The 22,644-nt window shown below is 58.0% G+C and carries 16 protein-coding genes; 4 read left to right on the top strand and 12 right to left on the bottom strand.

Annotated features, from left to right (window positions below):
• Window positions 1-24: 24 nt before the first annotated feature.
• The 5 genes from ACUIAD_RS03465 to ACUIAD_RS03445 form a co-directional block, all read right to left on the bottom strand.
• Window positions 25-900 carry an alpha/beta fold hydrolase gene (locus ACUIAD_RS03465; protein ID WP_445337671.1) on the bottom strand — a complete coding sequence of 292 codons (876 nt, stop codon included), beginning with the start codon at window positions 898-900 and terminating at the stop codon, window positions 25-27.
• A 65-nt stretch (window positions 901-965) separates the two neighbouring features.
• Window positions 966-2,636: an ABC transporter ATP-binding protein gene (locus ACUIAD_RS03460; protein WP_219997299.1), complete on the bottom strand. Its 1,671-nt coding sequence runs from the start codon at window positions 2,634-2,636 to the stop codon at window positions 966-968.
• Complete coding sequence (locus ACUIAD_RS03455) at window positions 2,633-3,601, bottom strand: ABC transporter permease (RefSeq protein WP_445343685.1); 969 nt, start codon at window positions 3,599-3,601, stop codon at window positions 2,633-2,635. The genes ACUIAD_RS03460 and ACUIAD_RS03455 overlap by 4 nt, the downstream gene beginning before the upstream one ends.
• A gap of 5 nt (window positions 3,602-3,606) precedes the next feature.
• Window positions 3,607-4,587 carry an ABC transporter permease gene (locus ACUIAD_RS03450; protein ID WP_110451550.1) on the bottom strand — a complete coding sequence of 327 codons (981 nt, stop codon included), beginning with the start codon at window positions 4,585-4,587 and terminating at the stop codon, window positions 3,607-3,609.
• 133 nt (window positions 4,588-4,720) lie between these two features.
• A complete protein-coding gene (locus tag ACUIAD_RS03445; protein ID WP_219997298.1) occupies window positions 4,721-6,367 on the bottom strand; it encodes an ABC transporter substrate-binding protein in 1,647 nt (548 codons plus the stop codon).
• A 334-nt stretch (window positions 6,368-6,701) separates the two neighbouring features.
• On the opposite strand from ACUIAD_RS03445, the gene ACUIAD_RS03440 reads away from it, so the two are divergent.
• A complete protein-coding gene (locus tag ACUIAD_RS03440; protein WP_110451548.1) occupies window positions 6,702-7,814 on the top strand; it encodes a LacI family DNA-binding transcriptional regulator in 1,113 nt (370 codons plus the stop codon).
• Between the two features lie 82 nt (window positions 7,815-7,896).
• On the opposite strand, the gene ACUIAD_RS03435 is transcribed toward ACUIAD_RS03440, so the two are convergent.
• The 5 genes from ACUIAD_RS03435 to dnaK all read right to left on the bottom strand — a co-directional run bounded on the left by ACUIAD_RS03435 (window position 7,897) and on the right by dnaK (window position 14,171).
• Window positions 7,897-9,594, bottom strand: coding sequence for a DEAD/DEAH box helicase (locus ACUIAD_RS03435; RefSeq protein ID WP_445343789.1), 1,698 nt, complete (start codon window positions 9,592-9,594; stop codon window positions 7,897-7,899).
• 192 nt (window positions 9,595-9,786) lie between these two features.
• Entirely contained in the window at window positions 9,787-10,326 is a 540-nt protein-coding gene (locus ACUIAD_RS03430) for a heat shock protein transcriptional repressor HspR (RefSeq protein WP_110451770.1), read from the bottom strand.
• A gap of 52 nt (window positions 10,327-10,378) precedes the next feature.
• Window positions 10,379-11,380, bottom strand: a complete 1,002-nt coding sequence (locus ACUIAD_RS03425; RefSeq protein ID WP_445343684.1) for a DnaJ C-terminal domain-containing protein — start codon at window positions 11,378-11,380, stop codon at window positions 10,379-10,381.
• A 144-nt stretch (window positions 11,381-11,524) separates the two neighbouring features.
• A complete protein-coding gene (gene grpE, locus ACUIAD_RS03420; RefSeq protein WP_445343683.1) occupies window positions 11,525-12,271 on the bottom strand; it encodes a nucleotide exchange factor GrpE in 747 nt (248 codons plus the stop codon).
• Window position 12,272: 1 nt separating this feature from the next.
• Entirely contained in the window at window positions 12,273-14,171 is a 1,899-nt protein-coding gene (dnaK, locus tag ACUIAD_RS03415) for a molecular chaperone DnaK (protein WP_445343682.1), read from the bottom strand.
• 420 nt (window positions 14,172-14,591) lie between these two features.
• Between dnaK and ACUIAD_RS03410 the strand changes: the two genes are divergently transcribed.
• Window positions 14,592-16,352 (top strand): glycoside hydrolase family 13 protein, encoded by a 1,761-nt coding sequence (locus tag ACUIAD_RS03410; protein ID WP_445343681.1) that lies wholly within the window; start codon window positions 14,592-14,594, stop codon window positions 16,350-16,352.
• Between the two features lie 158 nt (window positions 16,353-16,510).
• Here ACUIAD_RS03410 and ACUIAD_RS03405 read toward each other — a convergent pair whose 3' ends face one another.
• Complete coding sequence (locus ACUIAD_RS03405; protein ID WP_110451542.1) at window positions 16,511-17,113, bottom strand: YesL family protein; 603 nt, start codon at window positions 17,111-17,113, stop codon at window positions 16,511-16,513.
• Window positions 17,114-17,319: 206 nt separating this feature from the next.
• Here ACUIAD_RS03405 and ACUIAD_RS03400 point away from each other — a divergent pair, with 206 nt between their 5' ends.
• Together ACUIAD_RS03400 and ACUIAD_RS03395 are read left to right on the top strand one after the other, a co-directional pair.
• Window positions 17,320-18,339, top strand: a complete 1,020-nt coding sequence (locus ACUIAD_RS03400; RefSeq protein ID WP_110451541.1) for a LacI family DNA-binding transcriptional regulator — start codon at window positions 17,320-17,322, stop codon at window positions 18,337-18,339.
• Window positions 18,340-18,504: 165 nt separating this feature from the next.
• Window positions 18,505-21,012, top strand: coding sequence for a TIM-barrel domain-containing protein (locus ACUIAD_RS03395; RefSeq protein WP_445343680.1), 2,508 nt, complete (start codon window positions 18,505-18,507; stop codon window positions 21,010-21,012).
• A 225-nt stretch (window positions 21,013-21,237) separates the two neighbouring features.
• Here ACUIAD_RS03395 and ACUIAD_RS03390 read toward each other — a convergent pair whose 3' ends face one another.
• Window positions 21,238-22,578, bottom strand: a complete 1,341-nt coding sequence (locus ACUIAD_RS03390; RefSeq protein ID WP_110451539.1) for an ABC transporter substrate-binding protein — start codon at window positions 22,576-22,578, stop codon at window positions 21,238-21,240.
• Between the last annotated feature and the right edge of the window lie 66 nt (window positions 22,579-22,644).

Below are 22,644 nucleotides of genomic sequence, written 5' to 3'. Positions count from 1 at the left end.
TAATAGGCTTGTTCCTGCTGAAGTTCACCGTTTGTCCTGCGCAGAAGCCCAGAAGTCGTCCAGGAGGTCCGCCGTCTCCTCAGGCCTGTCGATGTTGGGACAATGGCCGGCACAAGCAATCACCTCGTAGCGGGCGCCAAGCATGCGGGCCATCCTGGCCTGCCAGTCCTGGGGCCAGGAGAAGTCGTCGTGCTCGCCGTGGAACACCATCATGGGCAGGCCGGTGGCAGCCAGCCGTTCTGTCCTGTCATGCAGGTCGGCCAGCTGGTCTATGGCTCCGATGAGCTGATCCCGGCTGGTCTGCTCTGCCCGAAGGCGCTGGAATCTATCTTCCGGATTCAGCTCCTCGTCCAGCAGGCTGGCCCTGTCCGGGTTGTCCAGCCTCCACAGGTCCCCGCCAGGGTGGTCCAGCAGTCGCTGACGCAGGTCCGCCTTTCGGCCCGGCCAGCCATGGGGGCCGGACGACATGAGGGCGAGGCTGGCAAAGAGGTCAGGGTCGGCCAGTAGGGCAGCCTGGGCCACCACCCCGCCGAAGCTGTGTCCCAGAAGATGGACCCGTTTGGCCCCGGTGTGCTCGATCAGGATACGGGCCACATCCACGGCATCACCGGCCGTGGATCGCCTTCCGTAGGCTTTCCTCCCCCGAGGAGCCACCGAGTCTGCCTGCCCCCTCTGCGAGTAGGACCAGACATCCCAACCATCCTCTCCCAAAATGGAGCTGATCTGGTAGAAGTCCTCCTTGGAACCGGTGAAGCCGGGGATCATCATGGCCACTCCCCGCGCCCCCCTTACCCCTTTGGGGGCATGGAGGGCGGTCAGGTCACCCACGGGGGCATGTATGACCATAGCCTCGATGTTCTCCGGCAGGGGTAGGTCCCCAAAGGGGACGCCCCTGTCCACGACATGGTGGGATATCATTGTTTCTCCTGTAGCTTTGTGGTCTCGATGCTTGTGGCGGGCCGCCTTCAGGCCTGCGTCCGCAGGCTGGGGATGGCATCGAGCAGCTTGATCGTGTAGTCGTTCTCAGGATGCTGGAGGACCTGGGCCGTCTGTCCCCGCTCCACCACCGTGCCCTTGTTGAGGACCATGATCGAATCAGTGATCAGTCGGGCCGACAGGAGATCGTGGGTAATGTAGAGCATGCTCACGTTCAACCGGACCCTCAGGTCGTCGAGGAGGGCCAGGATTCCGGCCCTCAGGGTCATGTCCAGCATGGAGACCGGTTCATCGGCCACCAGGACGTGGGGGTTGCTGGCCAGCGCCCGGGCTATGACCACCCTCTGGCGCTGCCCTCCCGACAACTGATGGGGGAGTTTGGCGGCATACTGTTCCACAGGGGTCAGGCCCACCGTGTCCAGGAGCTCCAACATCCGCCTGCGGGCATCGTCCCCCCTCAGGTCCGTGTAATTGAGGATGGGCCTGGTCAGCGTGTACTCCACCGTGTGGAGGGGGTTGAGGGCCGAATAGGGATCCTGGAAGATCATCTGGATGTCGGAACGCAGGGACCTCAGATCCTTGCGCCTCTTCATCTGATCCACGCGTCTGCCACCCAGGGTGATGTTGCCTGAGGTGGGCCTTTCCACACCGGTGAGCATTTTGGCTATGGTGGACTTGCCGGATCCGGATGCTCCCACCAAGGCCAAGGACTGACCCGGGGAGAGGGTGAAGGAGACATTGTTGACGGCGGTCACTGAATCCTCGCCCCGCTTGCGGGCGGGATAGATTTTGGAGACGCCGGTCACCGTGACCGTCATGTCATCCGCAGCGTCGGTCTGTGATGGGGTTCCGCCGACCGAGCCGGAGGCATCGGCCTCATCGCGCGGCTTCAAACCGGGCACTGAAACGTGTTCGGCTCTGGGGTCACCATAATGGCTGAGGAGCATCTTGGTGTAATCGTCCTGGGGATCGGTCAGGATCCGCTCGCTGGGGGCATCCTCCACGATCCGCCCGTTGTGCATGACCAGGACCCTCTGGGTGGACTCGAGGACCACACCGAGGTCGTGACTGATCAGGATGGCGGTGAAGCCCTCCTGCCTCTGCAGCTCTCGGATGGTCCCCATCACCTCATGCTGGACCAGAACGTCCAGGGCCGTGGTCGGCTCGTCGAAGACCATGAGCTTGGGCTCCAAGGCCAGCGCCAGGGATATGGAGACCCTCTGCCTCATGCCGCCCGACAGTTCGCCCGGGTAGGCGTCGAGCACGGAGTGCTGCAGACCTACCTTCTCTACAAGCTGCTGGGAATGGGCCTCGTAGTCCTTATTCTCCACGTTCCCGTGGGCCTTGTAGATGTCCACGAAGTGCTTGCGGACGGTCCGCACCGGGTTCAAGGCGTTCATGCCCGACTGGAGGACCATGGCGAATCCCCCGCACCGCTGCCGGCGGAGCTCCTCCTGGCTGAGGGTGGTAATGTCCTTGCCCCCGAAGAGCACACGCCCCTTGCTGATCCGGGCCGGCGGCTTGGACAGTCGCGTGACGGCGAAGCCCAGGGTAGACTTGCCAGATCCCGACTCCCCGACCAGGCCCACGAATTCACCCTGGTCCAGTGAAAAGCTCACGTCGTTGACGGCCTTGACCGGTTCCTGGTCGGGGCTGTCATATTCGACGGACAGGTTCTCGACACGTAGCAGTTCCATCATGCCTTCCCTTCGCGCAGACGAGGGTTGCTCAGGCGGTCCACACCGAAGTTGATGAAGGTCATGGAGACCGCCAGCAGGGCGACCATGAGACCGGGCGCCAGCAGGAGCGCCCACTGGCCGGTCAGGATCACATTGTTGTTCTGGGCCCAGTAGAGCATGGTGCCCCAGCTGACCGTGGTCGAGTCGCCCAGGCCCAGGAATTCCAGTCCTGCTTCCGACAGGGCGCCGGAGGTGGCCGCACCGAAGAAGTTGTTGATGATCAGGGAGAGCATGTTGGGGAAGATCTCATGGAAGATGATCCGCCAAGAGCTGTCCCCGCTGAAGGCCGCTGCGGTGACGAAGTCTCTGGAACGCAGGGACTGGGTCTGCGAGCGCAGGACCCGGGATCCCCAGGCCCACCCGGTTAGGACGATGACCAGTATGATCACGCTCATGCCTCCGTTCTGGAGGTAGGCGGCGATGATGATCATCAGGGGGAGGGAGGGGATGACTAGGAAGAGGTTGACGATGAAACCGACGAACTCCCCGGCGAAGGAGCGGATGTAGCCCCAGCTCAGGCCCACCAGCACGGCTATGCAGGTGGATAGGAGGCCGGAGACCATGGCTACCATGACGGAGACCCTCCCGCCCCACAGGAGCTGGGAGAGGACATCCTGCCCGTTGCTGGTGGTACCCAGCCAGTGCTGGGCGCTAGGTCCGATGCTAGCTTCGAAATCGCCGGCCTTGGGGTCATAGGGGCTGAGCCAGGGGGCGAACAGGGCCGAAAGGACGATTAGGGCCAACAGGACCAGGCCGAACCTGGCCTTGGGCACCTCCCAGACCGTCTTGAATCCTTTGCCTATCACCTCCAGGGCGCGAAGGACGGGGTTCTGTCCCCTGGCGAGGCGGGCCTGCGGCCCTTGAGGGGCATTCCCGCTCCCCTGTGCGGAAGTCTGCTTCCCTGTGCTGACGATGCTGTCCGTCATCGCCCTCACCTCCTCGTCCTCGGGTCAAGGACCCCGTAAAGAATGTCCACGATGAAGTTGGCCACCAGCACGCTGATGGTGATCATCAGGAAGATGGCTTGCATCAGGGGGTAGTCCTGGTTGGTTACGGCCTGATAGAGGAGTAGGCCGACCCCCGGGTAGTTGAAGACCTGCTCGACCAGGAGGGAACCGCCGACCACGCCGCCCAGGACCAGTCCGAAGGAGGTCAGGTTGGGAAGGAGGGCGTTCCTGGCAGCGTACTTGAGCATGACCGTCCGCTGGCGCAGTCCGTTGGCTTCGGCGAAGGTGACGTAGTCATCACCCAATGTGTTGATCATGGTATTGCGCATGCCCATCACATAGCTGCCCAGGGAGGTCAGCAGAATGGTCAGCGCCGGCAGTATGGAATGCTCCACGGCATCAGATATGAAGTCCATCGAAAAGTTGGGTATCGCGGTGGACGAGTAGGCGCCGGAGGTCGGGAAGAGGCCGGCCTTGTAACCGAGGAAGAAGAGGAGCATGAGGGCCAGCCAGAAGGATGGAAAGGCCGAGAGGAAGGAGCTGGAGATCGTACCCGTCACGTCCACGGCGGTCCCCCGCCTCCAGGCCATCAGAGCCCCGAGTGCCGTCCCGATGATGAAGGAGATGATCGTAACCAGCCCCACCAAAGTCAGGGTCCAAGGAAGGGCTGCCCCCACCAGCTCCGATACGTTCTGCGGAAAGTTGCTGTACGAGACGCCGAAGTTCAGGTGGACCACATTTCCCAGATACTGCCAGTACTGGCTGAGCAGATTGCCCTTGGGCATGCCCAGCTGGGCTTCTATGGAAGCCCTGACCTCAGGGGTGACCGGCCCGTTCTGTGACAATTTGGCTATGGCCGCGTCGGCAGGTGATCCAGGCATCATCCTGGGCAGTATGAAGTTGACGGTTATGGCCGCCCATAGGGTAACGAAGAATAGACCAATTTTCCCGAAAAAATATCGCACGTGACGACCTTTCATCCGTCAGGGGCGGGGGGCGGCCCACCAGGGGGGGCCAGGAGGGCCGGCCGTCCCACGGCCCGGCAGGACCGTCACCGGCCCAGCCCGCTCCCTTCCGCCCTGTGATGGGCCCGGCCTCTCAGGCCTTCTTGATATGGGTTACCACCATGAGGACCGACTGCGTCCAGGTGCTGGGTGCGGTGTAGGGATCGTCCTCACTGGGCCAGCCCGTGTAGTTCCGCGTGCTGAACAGGCCCCAGAGACCGCCATAGAAGAGACCGATCACAGGCACATCATCGTAGACGATCTGCTGGAGCTGGTCGACAATGGCCTTCTGGGACTTCTCATCGGCCGCCAGCTTGAGCTGGGCCAGGAGTTCATCGGCCTTGGGGTTCTTGTAGCGCTCGAAGTTGGCGTTGGCTGACTGACCTACAGGAACCGCGAACTCACTGTTGAGCAGGCCGTTGTAGTCCTGGAAGACGCTGCCAGTACCTCCGAAGGAGGAGATCAGGAGGTCATAGTCGCCGTTGTTCTGCGCCTGCGTGTATGCAGCGGGCTGGGGCTGGGTGAGCTTGACGGCAATACCCAGCTTGGTCAGCTGGCCCTGCATGGTCTGCACACCGCGCAGCCAGTCGGTGTAGCCGCTGGGCACGGTGATGTTGACTTCGAGCTGCTTGCCATTGGAGTCCACCAACTGGTCGCCCTGCTTCTTGTAGCCGGCCTTGGCGAAGTACTCCAAGGATTGGGCTTCGTCCTGGGAAACCTTTCCCTTGTTGGAAATGGAATCGTTGACCCACTTGTCCTGGTTGGGCAGGATGAGGCCGGTCTGGGTGGCACCGTCCACATAGCCCTCCTCAGCGTCCTTGGCGATCTTGTCGCGGTCGAGGGCATAGCTGAGGCCCTTGCGGAAGTTCACGTCGTTGAAGGGAGCCTTGGTCAGGTTGGGATAAAGGGAGACCGTGCCACCCGGGGGGAACCAGTAGTGATTGTGCTGCTTGTCGGCGCCAACCCAGGTCTTGTCCACGTTGTTGATGAAGGAGTAGGCCCAGTCATACTTCTTGTTGACAAGGTCCAACTGCTTGTTTGAGGCGGGCAGGACGATGGTGTCAGCCGCAACCTTCTCGGCTTGCCAGTAGTCCTTGTTCTTCGCCAGGGTGTACTGGTTGGGCTTGAAGGTGCCCAACTTGTAGGGGCCAGTCCCGACGGGGTTCTCATTGTTCCACTTGAGGGGGTCCTTCACATCCTTCCAGACGTGCTCCGGAACGATGTTCTGCTGGCTGACGATCGACACCGCAGGCACATCGTTGTCCTTGAAGTGGAAGGTCACCTTGGAGTCTGAGGCCTCCAGTGAGGAGATGTGCTGCCAGACCCCGAGGGAGTCCATGGCCGCATCCTTCTTGACCAGGTTGAAGGTGAAGACCACGTCCTGCGCCGAGAAGGGCTTGCCGTCGTTCCACTTGACCCCGTCACGAATCTGGAACTCGACGGTCTTGGGGTCCACGATCTTGTGCCCGCTGGCCAGGAAGGGGGTTGAGGTTCCATCGAGGCTGTTGACTACCTCGAGGGGTTCGTAGATAAAGTTGATGCCTATCCTCTTGCTGGTCGAGAATGGGTTGAAATTACGGGTGAAAGTAGGATTGCCGCTGTCACCGCCGAAGAGGATCTGATTGCCTGCGGCAGCCTGCTGCGTTCCTCCGGAATTGCTTCCGCACGCCCCCAGTCCCAGGAGGGTGACCCCTGCAACCAGTGTTGCGAGGATCCGCACCGCCACTGTTTTCCGTCTCATATGTCTCCTTTGTCCACATTGACATTCACGGGCCAGATCCGTCCTTTGGTATCGAGGCGCAGTTGGCACGTGCATACGCAGGTGGGCTCCCGAACCTGCACGGCGTCCTGTGTCCGGGCCGGGTCGACCATCGCACCCTCTAGTGTATGCGCTTACATTTAAATGCGCAAATCAGCTTCTCTCATGGAATTTTTAGCGTATGCTTTCCCTTGTTTACTCATATAGCTAACCGCGTTGCCATATAAGAAGGAAAATGTTAGCGCTATCAAATCCCGGGATCAGCTACACGTTTCGATGATATGCTGTATGAGATGTATGAAAGAGGAGAAAGCGGATGGCAAGGAAACCGACCGTCTACGATGTAGCCCGCGAGGCCGATGTATCCATAGCCACCGTCTCCAGGGTCCTGCGCACCCCGGAGAGGGTGAGGCCCGAAACCAGGCAGACAGTGCTCAAGGCCATAAACCTCCTGGGCTACCTCCCCAGCGGCAGCGCACGAAGCCTGGCCGCCCGACGGACCAATACCATAGGCCTCTTCCTGCCCAACATCGACCAATTGGACCATATTGACGACTTCGAACTGATCAGCGAGGATGCCGCAGATATAGTCGTCGACCCGCCCCACGGACAGGAAAGCAATTCTGATTCCCTCTACTTCGACGAGGTCTTGAGGGGATGCGAACTGGAATCCTGGCGGCAGGGCCTCAGCCTCATGGTCAGCATCGGTCTAAAGGGGAAAGATGGCGACATCCCCCAGCTGATCAACAGTATGTCGGAAAAGGTGGACGGCCTGATTGTCCTGGCAAGGTCCGTGCCTGACAGCGTCCTGGCCTTTCTGCGCAAACGTCTGCCCGTGGTCATGATCGCCAATGCCCCGGTCGGCCAGGAGAGTGGATTCGACCTGGTCCGCGTGAGCAACCGCAAGGGCATGTACACCCTGGTCAGGCATCTGTTCGAAAAACACCAGGTGCGGCGGATGGCTTACATGACGGGTATGGATGATTCTCCAGACAATGGCAAACGATACGAGGGGTTCTGTGAAGGTCTGAGGTCAGAGGGGCTGGAGCCTTCCGCCGCGCCAATCTACAGAGGGCAATTCTCCCAGTCCGTCGCCTACCAGATCGCCGCCAGCCTGGCCAGGCAGGGCACTCTCCCCCAAGCCCTGGTGTGCGCCAACGATCAGATGGCGCTTGGGGCTCTGAGAGCCCTGTCGGATGCAGGCATAAACGTCCCCGGCCAGGTCATCGTCACCGGGTTCGACGGAATCAAGGAGGCCTCCGTCTGCCAGCCCCGACTGACCACGGTTCGCCAGCCCATGGTCGATCTGGGCCGGGCCGCCGTCTCCACCCTGGTCAGACGTCTGGGATCACCGGAGGACCCGCCCATTTCCACTGAACTCCCCGTGAAGGTCGAGCTCCGGGAGAGCTGTGAGGGGACCATGGCCTGAATCATGAGGTCTGACTGCCCCGCCAATGGACCGCCAGAGCCGGTCGGTGAGTTCGAAAGGAATATCCTCGCAGTGGAAGCGGTCAGCGGGACTTGGCCTGACGGAAAGGATTGTCATCCCTCCTGCGCTTGCCTCCCCTGTGTCTGCGATCACCGCCGCGATAGCCACGACCGCCGCCGTTGAAACGACTGCCATTGTGGCGATCCCGCCCAAGAGCTCCGTTCACACGGCTCCGATTGCCTTTGCCGCGGTGGCCACCGGCATGGACGGCATGGTTGGAGTCGGCATGGTTGTGCCTTCTACGCCCGTCGAAGGGGCGATCCTCGTCGAGACTGTCGGTCTGCTGCTTGCGATGTGGACTCCTTCCATCACCATCACGTCCCCGGCCAGAGCCTCTCGACCGCCTGTCAAACCGATCGTGCCCCCGTCTCCTACGTGCGGGCCCACTGGACCGACGACCACGAGAACCAGCCTGCCTGCCGTCCTGCGATCCTTGGCTTCCAGCCATGGCGGTCTCCAAGGACCAGCCCTCAACCAGGGGGGCGTGGGGTCCTACAAGGTCGCCCACCTCCTGGGAGTTGGCCGTGACCTCGACTGGCTTGGCGTCTATATGGGCCATACGCAGCATCCGCCGGGTATCTCGGCGCTGATCGGGCAGGACGACCGTCACCACGTCGCCGGAGTGGCCAGCCCTTGCCGTACGGCCGGAACGGTGGAGGAAGGACTTGAAGTCGGCTGGAGGGTCCACCTGGACCACCAGGTCCACCCCGCTGACATCCATACCTCTGGCAGCCACATCGGTGGCCACCATGACCCGGACCAGACCTTCCGAGAAAGCCTTGAGGTTCCGGTCCCTCTGCCTCTGCGAGAGGTTGCCGTGCAACTGGGCGGCGGGGATGCCGTTGTCAATCAGATTCTTGGTCAGCTTCTTGGCCTGGAACTTGGTCCTGGTGAACAGGATTCTTTTGCCCTGCCCTGCGGCCAGCGTGCGGACCAGGTCATGCTTGGCGGCCTGCGTCGTCTCGAAAATGTGGTGTGTCATGAGATCCACATGCTGGGTGGCGGAATCCACCTCGTGAACCTTGGGATCCTTGAGGAAGCGCTTGACCACGGCATCCACTCCATGATCCAGGGTGGCCGAGAAGAGCATGCGCTGACCGCCCGGACGCACTTGGGCCAGAATCCGCTCGACAGCGGGCAGGAAGCCCATGTCAGCCATCTCATCGGCCTCGTCCAGCACAGCGATCTCCACGTCCTCCAGACTGAGCCTGTGCTGGCGGAGCAAATCCTCCAGGCGTCCCGGGCAGGCCACCACAATCTTGGCCCCTCGCCGAAGGGCATCAACCTGAGGACCCTGACCGACCCCGCCGTAAACAGTGCAAGTCCGCATGCCGTAGGCCTGAGCCAGGGGGTTGAGAACCTCGTCGATCTGATTGGCCAGCTCGCGGGTGGGAGCCAGAACAAGACCGCGCGGGCGGGGCAGACCGCCTGTCCCGGCGGCGCCTCCGCGGCTATGGTGGACCCGCCCTCCCTCGTCGGCAGCCAGTCGGGCCACCAGAGGAATGCTGAAGGCCAGGGTCTTGCCGGAACCGGTCCGTCCCCGACCCAGGATGTCGCGGCCAGCCAGAGCATCAGGCAGGGTGTCCCGTTGGATGGGGAATGCGCTCGTCTTGCCGTCCTTACTTAGGACGCGAACCAAGGGCTCAGGCACCCCCAGCTGATCGAAAGTCATAGGCTCTACGGCAGATTTGCCAGAATTGGACGAATTGGAAGCGGGCATGGACGAAGCAGTCACAATGACCTTTCATAACAGGGAAGAAACGGTACTGTCGGTCGACAGTTCGCAGGCCGCGTGCAAAGCAGAGAATGACGAATTTCGCGCAAGCGGTTACCCCGTACTCAAAGCATTCAGGCGACGATCAGCCGCAGCTCCTAGGCGAGCGGCCAACCTGTAAACCATAGCACAGGCCCCTCACCTGCCCGAAGAGCTCATGCTCCAGACGATCAATGATTTGGAGTTCGTGGGGTCCGCCTCTCTGTCGGCTATATCCTGCCGCCAAAGCCGGGCCCTGCTGGACCGCCTGACTTCGACGACTCGGCCGTCAGCAGCAGCGGCAAACATACTGGATTCCTGTGACTGGTGGGAGCGCCGCAGCTGGCGCCGCAGCTGGCGATTTTCCTCGGCCAGGGCCAGGATCCTGGTCACACCGGCCAGGTTGATGGACTCGTCCTGGCTCAGATGCTGGGCCTGGCCTAGCCGATCCAGATCCCGCAGGGAGTAGCGTCGTGCACCACCCTCGGTCCGCTTCGGCACGATCAGGCCCAGCCGGTCGTATTGGCGCAGGGTCTGCGGATGGATATTGGCCAACTGTCCGACCTGGCCGACGCTGAAGACAGGCAACTCGATGTCCAAACCGGCATCGTCGGCAGCATCCAGGCTGATGCGCCCAGCCACCAGACCGCGAGCGCAGGCCAGATAGATCCGCCTGGTCTCGGGATCCACCCTGACCATGATCATCACTCCTTTCCGCTGTTCCTTCCGCCTTGATCCGGCAGCCGGATCGTCATATCTTCATACGTTCCTCGGCGATCTGCTCATCGAAGTCGCCGCTGGACTTGGCAAAATCTCGCATGGCCTTCTTCTGGGCCATGCCTAGCCGACCGGGCATACGGATCTCAAGTCGCCCCACCAGGTCGCCCTTGCCGCGCCGGTCCTGAACCCCCTTGTCGGCAATGCGAATCTCATCGCCGCTAGAGGAGCCAGCCGGAATCTTGAAGGTGACGACCTGGTCGTCGATATCCCGGGCCTGGACCTTGGCCCCCAAGGCCGCCTCGGATACCGTAACCGGCAGGGTCATGACAAGGTCTTTATCCTTCATGGTGAACCGTTGGCTGGGCTGGACGCTGATCTGCAGATAGAGATCGCCATGAGCGCCTCCGTCCCTGCCGGGCCGACCCTTGCCAGCCAGCCTGATCCGCTGACCGTTGCGAACACCAGCAGGGATATGCGTCTTGAAGCGCTTGCCGCCCACGCTCAGGGAGACCGTGGCCCCCTTGACCGCCTGACGGAAGGACAAGCCAATTTGCGAGTTGCGGTCCTCGCCCTTGACAGGCTTGGGTCTGGCCTCCTGGTAAGCGGCCCGTCCGCCGCCAGCCCCGCCACCGAAGGAGGAGAAGATGTCGGCGAAGTCCGGCTGTCCCGAACCACCGCCAAAACGTATCCGGGTGCCTCCAGGCGCTCCAGCACCTCCGAACATGGAACCGAAGATGTCAGAGAATGCATCGGTGTTGAAGCCGCCCTGGCCGGAGCCGCCGGCGAACCGGGCTCCCCCCATGCCGAACTGGCGGATGGCATCGTACTTCTGACGCTGCTCCTTGTTGCTGAGCACGTCGTAGGCCTCGGAGATATCCTTGAACTTCTCCTCGGCCTCCTTGGTCTTATTGAGATCGGGATGGTATTTGCGGGCAAGCTTGCGGTAGGCCTTGGTGATCTCCGCTTCGCTGGCGTCCTTGGAGACACCAAGGACCTTGTAATAGTCCTTGCTCAGCCATTCATTCTCAGCCATCCATGTCTCCTTTCCTCATAAGCAACGAATATATCGAATTGAACCGCCCTTTCGCATGCGGCGGCTGGGTGGGTATGGTCCCGCCCGCCGCCGCATGCGAAGGCGTCGATTCAGCCTGCGGAAGATCCGCAATCACCGTTTCCGCTACTGCCCGGGCGAGGTCACCACTACCCTTGCAGCCCGGATCACCCGGTCGCCGATCCGATAGCCCGCCTCGACCACCGTGTCAACGGTCTCCTTCTTGGCCTCGGGATCCGGCTTGTGCAGGATGGCCTCATGCTTGGTGGGATCGAAGTCCTCGCCTTTTTCGCCGAACTTCTCGACGCCGAACTTCTCGAAGGTCTTGTCGATCTTCTTGGCCACGGCCTGGAAGGAGTCGTCCATCTGCCCGTGCTCCTTGATCCGGTCAATGTCATCAAGGGCCGGAAGAAGGGCGGTGAGCACATCCACGATGCCATGCTGGCGGAAGATGTCCTGCTCCTTCTTGGCGCGGTTACGGAAGTTGACGAACTCGGCCCGCTCACGCTGGAGAGCCTCCAGATAATCGGCGGCCTCCTTCTTGGCCTGTCCCAAAGGGGTCAGCCCACCCGATCCTTGGTCATGACCATCTTCTTCGGCCGAGTCGGAACCAGCCTGGTCATTCGCCTCCGTGGCATTGGCATCAGCCTGAGCATCGACTGACGACTCCTCTTTGGCGGAGGAATCCGACGAGGCCTGGCCATCCGCATGACGGGTGTCTGCAGCGCCCTTGTCAGCGTGACTGCCTCGAGCCGTCTCCTGGTCGGGTGTCGAGGCGGCGTCAGAGGCCTTGGCCTCGTTTCCGTCCGATTCGCCGGGAGCAACCGGGTCGCCCTTCAGCGGCCCGGCATCATCCTTGTCGAAGGCCGACATGTCACTCGCCGTCCTTCTTCTTGTCGTCGTCATCCACGACTTCGGCATCCACCACGTCGTCATCGGCGGACGAGGAGGAACCTGCACCCGAAGCAGCTCCAGCGGCACTGGCAGCGCCCTGGGCGCCTGCGGCGTCCCCGGAGCCCTGCTGGGCGTAGAGGGCCTGGCCGATCTTCTGGGCAGAGGTCATCAGCTCGCTCTGGGCGTTCTTGATCTTGTCCATGTCTTCGCCCTTCAGAGCCTCCTTGAGAGCGTTGACCTTGTCGGTGACCTCCTTGGCCACCTCGTCGGAGATCTTGTCCTTGTTGTCGTTGACCAGCTTCTCGGTCTGGTAGGCGGCAGACTCGGCGGCGTTACGGGTGTCGGCATCCTCACGACGCTGCTTGTCCTCAGCCTCGTGGGCCTCGGCCTCCTTGACCATGCGGTCGATCTCGTCCTTGGGCAGAGCGGAACCGCCGGTGATGGTCATGGACTGCTCCTTGCCGGTGCCCTTGTCCTTGGCGGAGACGTGCACGATGCCGTTGGCGTCGATGTCGAAGGTGACCTCGATCTGAGGAACGCCGCGCGGAGCCGGAGCGATGCCCGTCAGTTCGAAGGTTCCCAGGGGCTTGTTGTCACGGGCGAACTCGCGCTCACCTTGATAGACCTGAATCAGCACGGAGGGCTGGTTGTCCTCAGCTGTCGAGAAGACTTCGGACCGCTTGGTGGGGATGGCGGTATTGCGGTCGATCAGCTTGGTCATGATGCCGCCCTTGGTCTCGATGCCCAGAGAAAGCGGGGTCACGTCGATCAGCAGCACGTCCTTGCGGTCGCCCTTGATGACGCCGGACTGCACGGCAGCGCCGACGGCCACGACCTCATCGGGGTTGACGGTCTGGTTGGCTTCCTTGCCGCCGGTCAGTTCCTTGACCAGGTCCTTGACAGCGGGCATACGGGTGGAGCCGCCGACCAGCACCACGTGATCGATGTCCTGAACCGAAATGCCGGCATCGTGCAGCACGTTGTTGAAAGGCGTGCGGCAGCGGCCCAGCAGGTCGGAGGTCATCTCTTCGAAATGCGCGCGGGTCAGGGTCTCGTCCAAGTGGACTGGAGTCCCGTCGGGGGTCATGGCCAGGTACTGCATGGAGATGCTGGTGGACGAGGAGGAGCTCAGCTCCTTCTTGGCCTGCTCGGCGGCCTCCTTGAGCCGCTGCAGGGCGATCTTGTCCTTGGACAGATCCACGTTGTACTTGTTCTTGACCTCGCTGACCAGCCAGTCGATGATCTTCTGGTCCCAGTCGTCGCCGCCCAGCTTGTTGTCGCCATTGGTGGCCTGGACCTGGATGGTGGAGAAGCCGTCGTCATCCTTGCCGATCTCCAGCAGGGAGACATCGAAGGTGCCGCCTCCCAGATCGAAGACCAGGATGCGCTCATCCTCCTTGCCCTTCTCCAGACCGTAGGCCAGTGCCGCGGCAGTGGGCTCGTTGATGATGCGCAGGACGTTCAGGCCGGCGATCTTGCCGGCATCCTTGGTGGCCTGACGCTGAGCGTCATTGAAGTAAGCGGGGCAGGTGATGACCGCGTCAGTGACAGGTTCGCCCAGGTAGGACTCGGCATCCCTCTTGAGCTTCATAAGAATCTGGGCCGAAATTTCCTGAGGGGTCCACTTCTTGCCGTCGATCTCGACGGACCAGTCAGTGCCCATGTGACGCTTGACCGAGCTGATGGTCCGGTCAACGTTGGTGACTGCCTGCCGCTTGGCTACCTCGCCGACCAGAATCTCGCCGGACTTGCTGAACGCCACCACCGACGGCGTGGTCCGCGCGCCCTCAGCGTTGACGATTACTGTGGGCTCCCCGCCCTCCAGGGTTGCAATGCAGGAATTGGTGGTTCCCAGATCAATGCCAACTGCACGTGCCATACTCGTTACCTCCTGATGAAATTGGGCGTGGGGTCTGACCCCGCACCTCATCGTTCACGTTCTCCGCTCGCGCTTCGTTCGTGGTCCCGATGGCCGACTCCCGTCGGCCCGGGTAAGCAGCCACCATGACCACTCCGAAACTTGAGCCTACATCACTCAACTTCTTCTGGCAAATATTATTCCCATTCCGGAAGGACTGATTTTACGAGAAGCGTTTTACTCTATAATCAATATGCAAACGTATGCATAAAATAAAGGTATTACACAACATTTTGCTTAAGATATGAGCATTTCAGATAGAAAATTGCATGTATATCAAAGGTATTTTATCTTCAAGTTGTACTGACCTGTTTGCTATCGTTATCAATATTAGTCAATTGCCGACTGGGTTGGTGAATATATTCAGAAAGGATGCCCCTTATGACAACCAATAACTTGAGCGATGACTGGTGGAAGCAGGCGGTTGTGTACCAGGTTTACCCTCGCAGCTTCAAAGACGTTGACGGAGACGGAATCGGAAACCTCAGCGGCGTGACCGAAAAAATGAGCTACCTGCAGGGGCTGGGTATCGATGCCATCTGGCTCTCGCCTTTCTACCCGTCGGATCTGGCCGATGGCGGCTATGACGTCATTGATTATGAAAGCGTCGATCCGAGGCTAGGCACCATGGAGGATTTCGATGCCATGGTTGAAGCGGCCCACCAGGCTGGCCTCAAGATCATGGTGGATATCGTGCCGAACCATACTTCCAACAAGCATAAGTGGTTCCAACAGGCGCTGAAAGCCCGCCCCGGATCGGCCGAGCGTGATCGATACATATTCCGCAAGGGACGAGGCGAAAAAGGGGAACTCCCTCCCAATAACTGGATGTCTCTTTTTGGCGGCCCCGCCTGGGAACAGGTTGAAGACGGGCAATGGTATCTGCACATCTTCGCCAAGGAGCAGCCGGATCTCAATTGGAAGAACCGCGATGTTCACGAGGAGTTCAAAAACATCTTCCGCTTCTGGTCCGACCATGGCGCCGACGGGTTCCGTATCGATGTTGCGCATGGACTGGCCAAGGATCTTGACAGTAAGCCTCTGTCCGAACTCGACGCTTGGCCGGTGCAGCAGCAATCAGCCAGCCACAATTACGAGCATCCGCTCTGGGACAGGCCTGAGGTGCATGATATATACAAGGAATGGCGGCAGGTCTTCAATGAGTACAATCCTCATCGCTTCGCCGTTGGAGAAGCATGGGTGGTGCCGGAGCACCAGCACCTTTATGCCTCTGAGGATGAACTGGGACAGGTCTTCAACTTTGAATTCGCCAAGGCCGACTGGAATTGCCAAGCGTTTTCAACGGCAATCAAGGGGGGTCTGGAAGAGGCCAAGGAATCCGGATCCACGACTACATGGGTCATGAACAACCATGACATTATCCGTTCCGCCACACGGTATGCGCTTCCCCAGGCGGAGGACCTCGATACTCAGCAACTGGGAAAGGACTGGCTGCTCCGAAACGGTCAGACTTATAAGGAAAACCGCGCTGCCGGCAATCGACGCGCACGTGCAGGCTTCCTTATGGAGGCGGCTCTGCCAGGATCCCTCTACATTTATCAGGGAGAGGAGCTTGGCCTCTTTGAAGTCGCTGATATTCCATGGGAACGATTGGAAGATCCGACCGCCTTCAGATCAAGTCGGGAGTTCACTGAAAAAGGGCGAGACGGATGCAGGGTTCCCTTGCCTTGGAATGCGGAGGATACGCCGGAACCAGCTGAATGGAACGAAAACTTCGGGCAGGGCGCCTCGTTCGGCTTTTCTCCTAAGACCAAGGCTGACGGCACCATTGCCGACGATCCCCATCTTCCCCAACCCCTATGGTTCAAGAAATTCGCGGTTGATGTCGAATGCCGCGATAAGAGCTCAATGCTCAATCTGTACCGCACGGCAATCAGACTGAGAGCTCAGCTTCTGACAGCTACGGGCAGCCAGACCATAGAATCTATTGATCAAAACCAAGGTGTGCTGACTTATACGCGCTCGGCGCTTCTTGACGGCAAGCCCGCTCATCTGGTGTGCATAACCAACTTCTCACTGCAACCGGTGGACGTCCCTGAAGGCCGTGTCATCCTCACCTCGGAGCCTCTGGTCGAAGGTAAAATTCCAACAGATACCAGCATCTGGCTCGTCAAAGCCTAAGGGAGACCCTTAAACTGAAAGATGCGCCGCTGCCAATTGACCGAGATTCATCTCGATGGCGGCGCTTCGCTTCGAAAATCGTCTTTATTTTTCAAAACCTCATATCGGTTTCGCTGTTCTCCATACACGCTCTGGCTGGGCTGAAGCACCTCAGCCAGCTACGCCTGTTCATACTTGACGAGCACCTTCTCGGTAAGAGGAACATGAAGCATCGTGATGAGGCCAAACCCCAGAATCAGGAGCAGGATCAAGCCTTGGGGCATGAAGAGCCAGGAAGCCGCCACGAGACCGAAATAAACAACATCAATCAGCATCATGGCTATGGTCTCGCCTAGATAGGCAAACCCGAAAACCAAGGAATTGAATAGAGTACGACCCACAGAATTAGCGAACTTGGCCTGCAAGGGCCAGACCCAATCAAAAGCGACAATCCAGACGATGCTTAACCCGAATTTGGGAATGAGCAGAGGCGTGATCTGCAGAAATATCCAAGAAGCAACCAGGATCGCCAGAAGCGGGCCGAAAACGAGCCATAAAAGGGTGGACTGAAGAAAATTCTCCTTGAACGCTCTGAAGTAGTTGACCGTGACCTTTCCCTGGCCTTGCAGCGAGCGTCGTGAAGCAAGCTGAGCCGCAGTCAGGGCTGCTCCAATGGTGATTATCGGAATAGAGGTTATCAGCATCAGGACATTGATCCAGATGGCATCGACCAGATCGGACAGGCCTCGCATCAATTTTGAATCAGGTGACAGGAACTCCATCCCACTCCTTGCCTGGTCATGCTTAATGCCGCAAGATATGCAACGTTTTCATACTACAGCCCAGTGTGCTGCAACATCAATCCGTCGGACGCACTGACAGCAGTACGGCAAACGACTCCTTTCCATAAATCGTTGCTCTGTTGCACAGATCGTGAACTAACATTTACTTGTATCAGTATTTTCAGGCACACAAAATGAGGCACGATATGACTGTCAAAATACAGAATGTGGCAGATGCAGCAGGGGTCTCCGTATCAACTGTTTCTAGAACGTTTGCAAGACCTGATCTGGTTGCCAAGAGCACCAAGGCCAAAGTCATGCAAGCTGCCCGCACCTTGAATTTTCGCATATCACGATCCGCAACAGCCCTGAAATCAGGTCAATCCCTGAGAATCGCCGTGCTTACCAACGACCCGACAACCGAGTGGTTCAATTCGCAAATTCTTGCTGGACTGGATTCCGTGTTCCACACCGCCGGCTATGACATATCTATTTACCGGATCTCCAACGGCGAATCCCGCAAGGTTTTTTTCGAGGAGCTTCCCATGCGGCGCAACGTCGATGCCGTTATCGTCTGCTCATTCAACATCGTCAGAGAAGAAGTGGCCAAGCTAAGCGAGATGAATGTTCCTGTCATCGGCATCAATACGCCGCATGAGCAGGGGTTCAACGCCACTGTTTCCATTGATGATGCCGAAGCAGTAAAATCAGGTGTAGAGCATCTTATATCCCTCGGTCATCGTCACATCGCCTACGTGACTGTGCTTAACGAGTCGAAGAACCTGCACTTCAGCTCTGAAGCCAGGAAAAAAGCTTTTCTTGAATCCTGCAGATCCAGTAGCGAATCAATCAGCCCCTATGTGCTTGAGGTCGACCCTGGGCAGGATCTGACCAGCACTATTCTGGGTCGTCTTACTTCTGATGCCAGGTCATGCACAGCGGCTTTCTTCGAAAGCGACCGAGCTGCCATACCTGTGCTCTTTCGTTTAAGACAATATGGCATCAAGGTCCCCGACGATTTTTCCATACTTGGTTTTGATGACAGTCTTTACGCTGACGAGATCGGCCTATCGACACTGCACCAAGACCCTTTCATCAACGGACAGTCTGCAGCCAAAAAGACGATGGCGCTAATCGAAGGCGATCCGTTGGAAGAACCGTACGAAAAACCGCCTGTCCGCCTCTTGCTTCGCGAGACCACAACAGTCTGCAAAAAGCGTTCATGACAATTGACGCCCATTCTTGTCAGTGAGAAGACGACTTATATAGCAAACGTTAGCATTATATCTACCAATTATGCCTAATTAAAGCCTTACTATGCTATGAATATGTTTGCATAGTATGCTGAGAGATGACAGATATATACAACCTGCTGAGCAAAGGAGCATTGCATGTCACGTCGTTCGTCCTTCCATCCCCTGATGGATCCCGATTCGACTATCACCGGACAGCATTGGCGGATAGGTATCATCACTGATTCCCTACTGCGACTTGAATGGTCTGATTCCGGTAACTTCGAAGATGAGATGACCCAAATAGTCGTGAACCGCAATTGGGATGCCAAGCCTCATTACACTTCCACCGTCGAAGGCGACAGACTGATTGTGGATACCGCCACGATGCATCTGGTATACGACAAAAAGCCTTTCAGCAAGGAGGGGCTGAGCGTAACCGTCAAAAACGTTCCTATCACGCACAACAACACCTGGCATTATCAGGACGCTCAGGAAGGCAACCTACTTGGTACCAGACGAACCCTTGATGGAGTCAATGGCGAGGCACCGCTCGATCCAGGAGTCGTCTCCTTCGACGGGTGGGCCATACTCGATGATTCCAGGAGCAATGAAGTCATCCCCCGTACGCAATCGTCGGAATCCTCAACGAGTCCATTTGGCACAATCCGCCCAAGGTCCAACCCCAATGTCGACCTGTACATATTCGGATACGGACATCAATACAAGCAGGCTGTCCAGGATTTCTACCGGCTATGCGGCCCAACGCCTCTAATCCCGCGTTTCGCTCTAGGCAATTGGTGGAGCAGATATTATCCATACTCGGCGGATGAATATCTCGAACTTATGGATCGATTTAACGCCGAGGGCATCCCGTTTGCAGTCGGAGTGCTCGACATGGACTGGCACCTGACGGATATTGATTCCAAGTACGGATCCGGTTGGACCGGGTACACATGGAATCAGGAGCTCTTCCCCGACCATGCCGGTTTCCTGAAAGAGCTCCATAAACGAAACATTCGAACAACCTTGAACGTACACCCACGAGATGGCATCCGGCCTTTCGAGCAGGGCTACGCCAAGGCCGCCAAGTCGATGGGGCTGGACCCCAAAAACGAGAAGACCATCGATTTCGACCTGACCGATCCCGACTTTGTTCACGCCTATCTTGATTTGCATCATGACCTCGAAGATGAGGGCGTCGATTTCTGGTGGCTGGATTGGCAACAGGGTGGGGTAACGAGGCAAAAAGGTCTGGATCCCTTATGGATTCTCAATTATCTGCATTACCTTGACTCCTCGCGCAGAGGAACCCGAGCTCTGACCTTCTCAAGATATGCGGGACCCGGTTCACACAGATATCCTATCGGCTTCTCTGGCGATACGGTCATTTCGTGGAAATCGCTCAACTTCCAGCCATACTTCACTGCAACGGCCAGCAACATCGGATATGGGTGGTGGAGCCACGATATAGGCGGGCACATGTTCGGCTACCGTGATGAGGAACTCGAAGCTCGCTGGTATCAGCTGGGGGTTTTCAGCCCCATCAACCGGCTTCATTCGACAGATTCGAGTTTCAACAGCAAGGAGCCTTGGAATTATCACCCTGAAATCATGCAATCGATGATACGGGCACTGCGGCTTAGGCACCGTCTAATTCCTTATCTGTACACCATGAACTGGAGAGCCGCCATCGAGGGGCTGCCCATCGCGGAGCCGATGTATTGGGATAATCCAGAAGCCCCAGCCGCTTACAAGGTCAAGAATCAGTATATGTTCGGCAGCGAACTCTTGGTCTCGCCCATCACTGAGCCACAGAGCCATGATGTACAGAAGGCCCACACTGATGTCTGGTTCCCCCAAGGAACATGGTTCGATTTCTTTGATGGCGCGAAGTATGAGGCCGGGTCGGCACAAGGCCGATACATGCAGGTCTGGCGCGGACTGGATCGCATGCCGGTCTTTGCCAAAGCGGGAGCGATCGTCCCCATGCAAAAGCTGCAGACGGATGACGGCAGCATCAACGACACCGACAATCCGGCTGATCTGGATATCCTGGTCTTCCCAGGCGCCAGCAACCACTTCACCATGCTTGAAGACTCCGGATGCAAAAATCCGCAAGCATCCGATGTCGCGTCTACGTCAATTACTTCGTCATGGTCGGATGAAGACGGTGAATTGACAGAGCTGAGCATAGCAGGCGCCCAAGGGAATCTTGCGGCATTGCCGGCCGAACGTAACTGGACCATCAGGTTCAGGGGCGTCGCTAAAGGCACATGCAGGGTGACGGTTGACGGCAATGATCGCGCAGCTGCAATCGACTACGACGAGACAACCGAGACGCTGTCCATCTCTGTGAAGAAGATTCCCGCAGCATCAACCATATGCATTCTTCCCTCCAAGGACAGGCCCGTCATCGTGGCTTCCAAATCGGTAGTGAGCGAGTCATTCGCCGTACTGCGTGATGCTCAAATCGCTTATACCACCTTAGAGGAAGCCTATTGCATCATCAAAGCCGAAAAAGACGGTTCCCTGGCTTCGCTCATGTCGGTAGGCGAAGTAGACAAGATCTCGGGGCGCGACCAAGAAACCGGAGCCAGCCCGCTGATACCGCAAGCCGTGCTTAGCGCCCTTACCGAGGTGTTGACTCGGGCTCAGCAATCGTAAACCCAACCCATACAAACGAATGGTGCCTGCCCAATAAAATTGGGCAGGCACCATTTTTACATCCTCCCCTGTCCGGCTTCAACCATGCACTAGCGGAACTGGGCAAGCAGACGGGCAATAACCCACAGCTGTTCTCACACCGCTGAAGAAGCACTAGAGGCGGATAGACAGGCTCAGCGGTGCCACGCAGCCCGGTAGGCTCTGCGAGACACCGTCATTCAGGCCTTACTGCTTGTAGACCAGGTTATATTCCTTGGCCCAATCGTCGCTGAACACTTTTTGAACGGCATCCCAGTCACCCGTTCCTTGTGCATAATTTAGCATTGCGTTTCCCAGATCCTTCTGCCATTGGTGGGAGGGCGTCACTGCACAGACGCCGTACACGTCGTACTTTCCTTCCTTTTTCAGCTTCGTATATTCGGTATAGATCGGATTCTTGGGAGCGTACTTCTTGTCAGAGAACGTCTTGAACGGCGTAAGGAAGCCCATGTCCTGAGAAATGGAAGTCCTGGCAGCATCAGAGGTAATCAACCAATCAATGAATTTCTTGGTTGCTTTCTGGTTGGCTTTTGGAGCCTTGGAATTCACAACCCAATAATTGCTGGTGACAGTATTCAGACCCTGCTCCTCTTCTCCTTTCACATCGAGATAGATAGGCAAAACACCGATATCTGAATCCTCGACGCTCTGGCCGGAGATGTCGGTATATGACCAGGTGCCGCTCTGGAGGAACAACGCCTCTCCAAGAGCAAACTCAGAAGTGGCGTCTGACATGGATTTACCCGAAATGGCCGACACGGGAACGGTCGAATCATGAATATACAGATCCCAGATCTTCTTCATGTTCGGTGCATAGGTGCCTTTCACAGCGGGAACGGTCGTGTTCATATCCCAGTTGTTGTCCTTGTATTCGTAGAAAAGAGGGCCACTGGGCAGATGATAATTAAATCGGTACCCCGATGTATCGTCCATGCCTGCTGAAGTAAAGGCTCCCTTGATGCCGAGGTCATCCTTATGCTTCTGTACTTCATCGGCAACGGTCTTCAACGCTTCGAAATTGTTGAGTTTGGACACAGACTTCACGCTTGCCCACGATGACTTGAAGTACTTGTTCAGAATTGACTTGTTGTAGATCAGCCCGTATGCATCAATGGCAAATGGAAGCGCCACCGGCTTGTCATCAGCCTTCAGAGCCAACTTGCTGTCAGTAAGCTCCTTGTACCCCTTGGTGTCGGAAAGATCGGTGCCGTACTTTTTCCACTGCTCAAGATTCGGCGGACCATCCACCTGAAACATGGTCGGTGCATCACTCTTGGCAATCTCTGATCGAAGCGTCTCATCGTAATTGGGACTCGTCGTGATTTTTGTCTCGATCCCTGTCTCCTTCTGGAACTGCTTAGCAAGTTTCTCCCAGTACTTGGCATGTTCCGGTTTCTTATTGAGGTAATAGACCTTGCCGTCTGCATTTTTATCGGATGATCCGCTGCCAGAGCCGCAGGCGGTCGTCATGCCTACGCACAACGATGCAGCGACGGCAGTGATGATGATTTGCCGAACTTTTTGCATTGTTCTTTCCTATCTTTCTTTTTCAGTCGCTATTACGACTTGGTTTTCATGACAGCTTCAGCAGCC

The organism is Bifidobacterium sp. ESL0819 (genome assembly GCF_052606245.1).
This window is presented reverse-complemented; position numbering and strand designations above follow the sequence as displayed.

What these genes read in the sequence shown, in the direction of transcription:
- ACUIAD_RS03425 (WP_445343684.1), bottom strand. Translation starts at nt 11,380, where the DNA reads ATGGCTGAGAATGAATGGCTGAGCAAGGACTATTACAAGGTCCTTGGT.
- ACUIAD_RS03390 (WP_110451539.1), bottom strand. Translation starts at nt 22,578, where the DNA reads ATGCAAAAAGTTCGGCAAATCATCATCACTGCCGTCGCTGCATCGTTG.
- ACUIAD_RS03455 (WP_445343685.1), bottom strand. Translation starts at nt 3,601, where the DNA reads ATGACGGACAGCATCGTCAGCACAGGGAAGCAGACTTCCGCACAGGGG.
- ACUIAD_RS03400 (WP_110451541.1), top strand. Translation starts at nt 17,320, where the DNA reads ATGACTGTCAAAATACAGAATGTGGCAGATGCAGCAGGGGTCTCCGTA.
- grpE (WP_445343683.1), bottom strand. Translation starts at nt 12,271, where the DNA reads ATGTCGGCCTTCGACAAGGATGATGCCGGGCCGCTGAAGGGCGACCCG.
- ACUIAD_RS03445 (WP_219997298.1), bottom strand. Translation starts at nt 6,367, where the DNA reads ATGAGACGGAAAACAGTGGCGGTGCGGATCCTCGCAACACTGGTTGCA.
- ACUIAD_RS03440 (WP_110451548.1), top strand. Translation starts at nt 6,702, where the DNA reads ATGGCAAGGAAACCGACCGTCTACGATGTAGCCCGCGAGGCCGATGTA.
- ACUIAD_RS03460 (WP_219997299.1), bottom strand. Translation starts at nt 2,636, where the DNA reads ATGATGGAACTGCTACGTGTCGAGAACCTGTCCGTCGAATATGACAGC.
- ACUIAD_RS03410 (WP_445343681.1), top strand. Translation starts at nt 14,592, where the DNA reads ATGACAACCAATAACTTGAGCGATGACTGGTGGAAGCAGGCGGTTGTG.
- ACUIAD_RS03435 (WP_445343789.1), bottom strand. Translation starts at nt 9,594, where the DNA reads ATGCCCGCTTCCAATTCGTCCAATTCTGGCAAATCTGCCGTAGAGCCT.
- dnaK (WP_445343682.1), bottom strand. Translation starts at nt 14,171, where the DNA reads ATGGCACGTGCAGTTGGCATTGATCTGGGAACCACCAATTCCTGCATT.
- ACUIAD_RS03395 (WP_445343680.1), top strand. Translation starts at nt 18,505, where the DNA reads ATGTCACGTCGTTCGTCCTTCCATCCCCTGATGGATCCCGATTCGACT.
- ACUIAD_RS03405 (WP_110451542.1), bottom strand. Translation starts at nt 17,113, where the DNA reads ATGGAGTTCCTGTCACCTGATTCAAAATTGATGCGAGGCCTGTCCGAT.
- ACUIAD_RS03430 (WP_110451770.1), bottom strand. Translation starts at nt 10,326, where the DNA reads ATGGTCAGGGTGGATCCCGAGACCAGGCGGATCTATCTGGCCTGCGCT.